5 protein-coding genes are annotated in these 6,352 nt (G+C 36.5%); 1 reads left to right on the top strand and 4 read right to left on the bottom strand.

Annotated elements, in window-relative coordinates; all coding sequences use genetic code 11:
* Positions 1–93: 93 nt before the first annotated feature.
* From pnp to GSA01S_RS08950, 4 genes are all read right to left on the bottom strand, one after another.
* Positions 94–2,196, bottom strand: a complete 2,103-nt coding sequence (pnp, locus tag GSA01S_RS08965) for a polyribonucleotide nucleotidyltransferase (protein ID WP_066126787.1) — start codon at positions 2,194–2,196, stop codon at positions 94–96.
* A 174-nt stretch (positions 2,197–2,370) separates the two neighbouring features.
* The gene (rpsO, locus tag GSA01S_RS08960) at positions 2,371–2,640 is read right to left on the bottom strand and encodes a 30S ribosomal protein S15 (protein ID WP_066126785.1); all 270 of its coding nucleotides are present in this window, start codon (positions 2,638–2,640) and stop codon (positions 2,371–2,373) included.
* 398 nt (positions 2,641–3,038) lie between these two features.
* Entirely contained in the window at positions 3,039–5,063 is a 2,025-nt protein-coding gene (locus tag GSA01S_RS08955) for an acyltransferase family protein (protein ID WP_066126783.1), read from the bottom strand.
* Positions 5,064–5,331: 268 nt separating this feature from the next.
* Complete coding sequence (locus tag GSA01S_RS08950) at positions 5,332–5,826, bottom strand: methyl-accepting chemotaxis protein (protein ID WP_066126781.1); 495 nt, start codon at positions 5,824–5,826, stop codon at positions 5,332–5,334.
* A gap of 223 nt (positions 5,827–6,049) precedes the next feature.
* On the opposite strand from GSA01S_RS08950, the gene GSA01S_RS08945 reads away from it, so the two are divergent.
* Positions 6,050–6,295: a GlsB/YeaQ/YmgE family stress response membrane protein gene (locus tag GSA01S_RS08945; protein WP_066126779.1), complete on the top strand. Its 246-nt coding sequence runs from the start codon at positions 6,050–6,052 to the stop codon at positions 6,293–6,295.
* Positions 6,296–6,352 lie beyond the last annotated feature (57 nt).

Genomic DNA, 6,352 nt, shown 5'->3' with positions numbered 1-6,352 from the left:
AAATTATTTCATTTAACCGACCATCATCCTTACCAACAAAAAAACTGGACCATCCACACGGACAATCCAGCATTCAAATCATTAACTATTCAATTAATCTTTAGGTAATAATGCCTTACGCGATAAATTGATACGACCCTTATCGTCAATTTCAATTACTTTCACTTGAACCGTATCGCCCACTTTTAAGACATCTTCCACATTGTTCACACGACGATGCTCTAATTCTGAAATATGAAGTAAACCATCTTTACCAGGTAACACTTCTACGAAAGCACCGAATTTTTCAATCCGACGGACGATCCCTTCATAAGTCTCACCCACTTCAACTTCTTTAACTAATACATTAATCATATCAATTGCTTTTTGAATCATTTCAGCATCAGATGATGCCACACTGATAGCACCCGATTGATCAATATCAATCTTAACACCAGTCGCATCAATAATACCGTTGATGGTTTCACCACCACGACCAATGACTACCTTAATCTTGTCAGGATCAATAGTGATTAATTCAATCTTCGGTGCATAAGGACTTAACTCTTTACGTGGTTCAGCTAATGTGCTGGTTAATTCATCTAGAATTTCAGCACGCGCTTTTTTCGCTTGCTCTAAAGCTTCGGTTAAAATAGCTTCCGTAATCCCTTGGATTTTAATATCCATTTGTAAAGCCGTAATACCTTTGGCAGTACCCGCCACTTTAAAGTCCATGTCACCTAAATGATCTTCTAAACCTTGGATATCGGTTAAGACCGTATAGTCTTCGCCTTCCATCACTAATCCCATCGCAATCCCAGCTACTGGCGCTTTGATTGGTACCCCAGCATCCATTAATGCTAAAGTTCCCGCACAGATTGACGCTTGAGAAGAAGAACCATTCGATTCTAACACTTCTGACACAACACGAATCATATAAGGAAAATCTTCAACAGAAGGAATCACTTCTTTTAAAGCACGCTCACCTAAAGCACCATGCCCAATTTCACGACGCCCTGGACTACCCGTACGACCCGTTTCACCAACTGAGAAGTTAGGAAAATTATAATGGTGGATGAAGCGTTTCATATCTTCTACTCCTAAACCATCAATCACTTGATGTTCACCTAAAGGTGCTAAAGTCGCAACCGATAATGCTTGCGTTTGCCCACGAGTAAATAAACCAGAACCATGAGTACGCGGTAATAACCCAACGGATGAACTTAATGGACGAATCTCGTCAATTTTACGACCATCTGGACGTACACGTTTCTTCGTAATTAAACGACGTACTTCATCTTTTTCTAAATCATGTAAGGCTGTATTAACGTCTTTTAATAATTCTTCTTTGTCTGGTGCATCCCCTAATTCATCATTGAAAAATTCTAGGGCTGCTTCCATAACAGCTTCAACAGCCGCTTCACGCGCTTTTTTCTCTTCTGTTTGGATAGCTGCTACCATAATATCTTGATAACGTTCTTTAACTGTTGCGACGATTTCTTCATTAGGTGTCGCTACCGTTAATTCGAATTTCTCTTTACCACAAGCAGCTACTACTTCATTTTGGAAAGTAACTAATTCTTTAATCGCTTCATGGCCAAATAGTAAAGCCTCTAACATTTCCGCTTCTGAAACTTCTTTCGCACTCGATTCTACCATATTAATTGCAGTAGCGGTTCCGGCTACCGTTAATTCAATATCAGACTCTTCATCTTGAGCGACGGTTGGATTGATGATTAATTCACCATTTACACGCCCTACATTAACGCCAGCAATTGGACCATCAAATGGAATATCAGATACTGCTAAAGCTAAAGACGAACCTAACATCGCCGCCATCTCTGGTGTGCAATCTTGATTAACTGATAAAACTGTATTAGTAATTTGAATTTCGTTTCGTACCCCTTCTGGGAACATTGGACGAATTGGACGGTCAATTAAACGGCTCGTTAACGTCGCTGTTTCGGAAGGACGCCCTTCACGTTTAATAAAGCCTCCTGGTACTTTCCCTACCGCATACATCTTTTCAACATAATTAACAGTTAATGGGAAAAAATCCCCACTAGTAGCTTTTTTAGAAGCAACGGCTGCTGTTAAGACAACGGTATCGCCATAACGGACCAAAACCGCACCATTGGCTTGCTTGGCTAATTCGCCGATTTCGACGGTTAACGGACGACCGCCTAAAGTGGTACTAAAAACTTGTTTTTCTGCCATAATAAACTCCTTTTATAAAATCTTATCCAAGACTTCAACATAGCTAAACAAATATCAACCTACCTATTAAAACATAGGCTCATATTTGTATAGGTACGTTTGGTTCTTGGATGTAAAATAACAAATCAATAAAACAAAAGGATGGCGTGAGCCATCCTTCAAAGTCTCGATGAATTAACGACGTAGACCTAAACGTTGGATAAGTTCACGGTAACGTTGAACATCTTTGTCACGTAAGTAAGCTAATAAGTTACGACGGTGACCAATTTTTTTCATAAGTCCACGGTAAGATGTGAAATCTTTTTTGTGTGTACGAATATGATCATTTAAAACATTGATATCTTCAGTTAATACAGCGATTTGTACTTCTGGTGAACCAGTGTCTCCTTCGTGAATAGCATATTCTTTAATGATTTCGTTTTTACGTTCTTTAGAAATTGCCATAATATTTTCCACCTTTCTTTTAAAGTATGCCACATCCAAAGTAATGCGTTGGTGATTCGCAAAACTAAGGATGGGTAATTAATAATTGCATAGTCAAACATCGGTATTACACAGCGACAGACGACCACCTATATAATTTACATGAAATTGACAGAAGTTGCAAGGGGTAAGCGCCCTTTTCTTAATATTTTTACCAAATATTAAGCTAATGAACCAAAAAATTCATGCCATTAGGTAAAATCAACCGTCACAGTTTACTCTGGCAAAAGTTCACCTTACTAGGTAAAATCAACCGTCACTGCTTACTCTGGCAAAAGTTCACATCACTAGTTAAAATCAACCGTCACAGCTTACTCTGGCAAAAGTTCACCTTACTAGGTAAAATCAACCGTCACTGCTTACTCTGGCACTTGACCATTATAGAAACGATATAACTCTTTAGCGGTAAAGGCAGCAAATTCATCGGCCCCTTCTGGTGTATGGTGAACTCCTTCACCTTCCCAGTAAAATTCAGGATGATCTTTCGCATAACTATACCAATCTATTTCATGCACATTATCATATTTATCCGCAAACTTTTTAATGATTTGGTTAACAGAATCACGATGCTCTACCGCTGAATCTGAATTTACAAAGAATAATTGGCGGTCACTAGCTGCCGCGATAAAATCTTCCATTCCTTGATCGTCTAGACCTGCATTCGTACCTAAGTTGATCACAAGTATATCATTCACTTCTCCACTACTAATCCAGTCCGTCAATACACCAACAGCTTTCCAAATTTGTAAACTTTCAACACCTAAATGATTAGAATTCAAAAACACATTTAACGCATTAGGAGCCGATAGTAAAATCAGCGAATCACCGAAGAAACTGACGCGAATCTTCGAAGCAAACAATTTCACTTCATCTGGTACTAATGCTGCTAACTCAGGATCAAGGGCATTGATTTCATTAATAACATCAGCATTGTCATTCGTAATTTGGGTGACTTCCTCTCCAACACCAGATGTTTGTACGAGAGCCTTTTTGGCGATGTCAAAGAAGTTTTCCGTTTCAATGTTAGAAATCAATGCGATATCTAACTCTTTTTCCAACTGATCAACTTTCGTTTTTACTTTATGAATCGCACGCTCATCTTTGTCAGCAATCTCAAATAAACTCGGTTGAACTTGCTTTAATTGATACTCTAATTGGAACTGCGTCAAAGGTTTATCATTGCGCGACATCACCCAACCCGCTCCCATTATCACGAATAATAACAGGCCAACTGGCGCTAACCATAAACTACGATTATTTAATTGAAAATCACGCCAATCTGCTTTCCAATTAAAACTTGTTGTAAAAGGCAGTATCAAACGTTGACGCTCAATCAATTGATAAGTCAATTCACTAACCAACGCTAAAGAAATCGCAATCGAGAGATAAAGCCAATACATTCGTCCATCAAATTGACGTTGTAGTTTGAACCATAAAACAATTACCGGATAATACCATAAGTAATAAGAATAAGACCGACGTCCAATCCAAGGCAATGGCTGAACTTCAAAGACCTTGCGCACTAATGGCACCCCAACTGTAATCGAAAAGATCAGTAACATACTTAAAACTGAATACAAAGGCATAAAGAAATAATAGGTTTCAGGTTGTTGGTCTTTAACAAAAAATGGCATGCCCACAAAACCGATTAAACTGATAATACCGATAATGTAATATAATACCTTTTTGGCTTTAACTTTATAAAATAAATTTAATAGGACAGGAATCATATAGGCTGTCATAATCCCCAGTACAAACGAAGAAAAGCGCGTATCGATTCCATAGTAAACACGTGAAGGATCTTGACCCGGCTCATAAAGCCATAATAGAGCAAAATGGCTCACACCAGCAATTAAAGACCAGATAATTGCTTTAACAGCCCCTTTAAGATTTAAAATTTTAGTAATGAAGACCCCTACCATCGCTAAAATAAATGATTGAATGTATAAACTGTTATACCATAAGTGAGTAAATAAAGACGCTTCGGTCATCCGAACAAAATAAGATTTATCAGCAGAAATTTGATACAAATTATTATAGAGAAATAAACCTGAAAATAAATCATCGCGAATCGATAATAATTGCGTACGATCAAAGATTAATAATCCAATCACGACTGACCCCATCATCCATAGCAATGGGAAAAAGATTCTTGCTAAAGTATTTTTAAAATAATGCCAAATTGATGACCAATCGCGTTGCGCATGATTAAACTCTATTTGCTCCACTTTATAAGTAAAGAAATAGCCTCCCAATGCTAAAAAGGTATTAACGGTTAAAAAACCACCCGGTAAATAGCTAGGGAAAAGATGATAAAGTATAATCGCAATAATCGATATCCCTTTAATTCCATCATAACTAAGTATTCGCTTCTTCTTACTCATTTCTCTCACCCACTCAAACTTATCAAATATATTCTTATTATATAATAACAAAAAATACTTTTAAAATGTTACCATTTATATAAAGATTTACTTAAAACATAAAAAAAGTAGGTTTGGTTCCCTAAGGTTCTCCCAAACCCACCTATATACTAAATATTAGACACTCTTGATAATCAGAGAATCAAAAAAGGCTAAGAAAACTAATCAAAGTATCCCCAGCCCTATCCATTCAGTCAATCCTATTGATAATGAACTGACTCCTATTCAATTACTCACTCACAACTTCTTCTGAAAGCTCAATTGCCGCATCCGTTGTTTCTTTTACCCCATCTTTTAAGGTGCTAAAGCTACTTAAAATTTCATCAAATGAGTTCGTTAATTCATCTTTAACTTGGGTAACACCTTTAACTAAAGTATCAACTACTTTATCATTATCATCTAAGTCAGTCAGATTATTTTTAGTGTCTGAAACGACTTTACCCACTTTTCCTGATAACTCTTTTAATGATTTAACCACATCTTTTTGCGCATGTGCCAAGTTTTCTCTCGTTTCATCAGATGCAAGACCTGCAAGACTGGCAAAATCTTGACCTTGTTCAATTGTTTTATCTTTCAATACATTGAATTCATCTTTAGCATCTTGGTATCGTTTGCCCATTTCATTTTTATAATGTTCTGTTTGTTTTGGATAAAATTTCTCTGCTAATAGATAAGCACCTACAATTGCGACACCAAAACCTAATCCTTTTTTAAATTTTCCCATATCATTCACTCCTTATAATTTAAATTAACTTAACAACTACTATTATAACATGGAAACGTATTTATAACAAAAAATTGACCTTAGCCTTATTTAAAAAGTTTTGTTATAGCCTTTGATTAATTAACCAAGTCATAATATTTGCATTTACCTATCCTTTTCGCATAAGATATAGGTATAAACTAAATTGCATTTTGTTTATATAATATTTTAGGAGGTAATGATAATGGCATTTATTATTCAATTAGTTGTCGGCGGAATCTTAGGATGGTTAGCAGGCTTAATGTTAGGAAAAGATTTACCAGGTGGTGTCATTGGTAACGTTGTTGCGGGAATCTTAGGTTCAATGATCGGTGGTAATTTATTCTCTAACTTTGGACCACAAGTTGCCGGCTTTGCAATAATTCCAACCTTATTAGGAGCAATTATTCTCATTCTGGTTGTTTCATTTATTTTAAAATCTACTCGTTAATTTAGACGCAAATTTTAAGAAGGTGAGCCCGTGATTTTTTATACTCATTCTCTTAAT

Origin of the sequence: Globicatella sanguinis NBRC 15551, assembly GCF_001552295.1 — a bacterium.
In the GTDB taxonomy this organism is placed as follows: domain Bacteria; phylum Bacillota; class Bacilli; order Lactobacillales; family Aerococcaceae; genus Globicatella; species Globicatella sanguinis.
Note: the sequence above shows the minus strand (reverse complement) of the source record. Positions and strands in the feature narration are given on the sequence as shown.

Bases quoted from the DNA above. Each gene is read 5' to 3' on its own strand.
- pnp (WP_066126787.1), bottom strand. From the start codon at position 2,196: ATGGCAGAAAAACAAGTTTTTAGTACCACTTTAGGCGGTCGTCCGTTA.
- GSA01S_RS08955 (WP_066126783.1), bottom strand. From the start codon at position 5,063: ATGAGTAAGAAGAAGCGAATACTTAGTTATGATGGAATTAAAGGGATA.
- GSA01S_RS08945 (WP_066126779.1), top strand. From the start codon at position 6,050: ATGGCATTTATTATTCAATTAGTTGTCGGCGGAATCTTAGGATGGTTA.
- rpsO (WP_066126785.1), bottom strand. From the start codon at position 2,640: ATGGCAATTTCTAAAGAACGTAAAAACGAAATCATTAAAGAATATGCT.
- GSA01S_RS08950 (WP_066126781.1), bottom strand. From the start codon at position 5,826: ATGGGAAAATTTAAAAAAGGATTAGGTTTTGGTGTCGCAATTGTAGGT.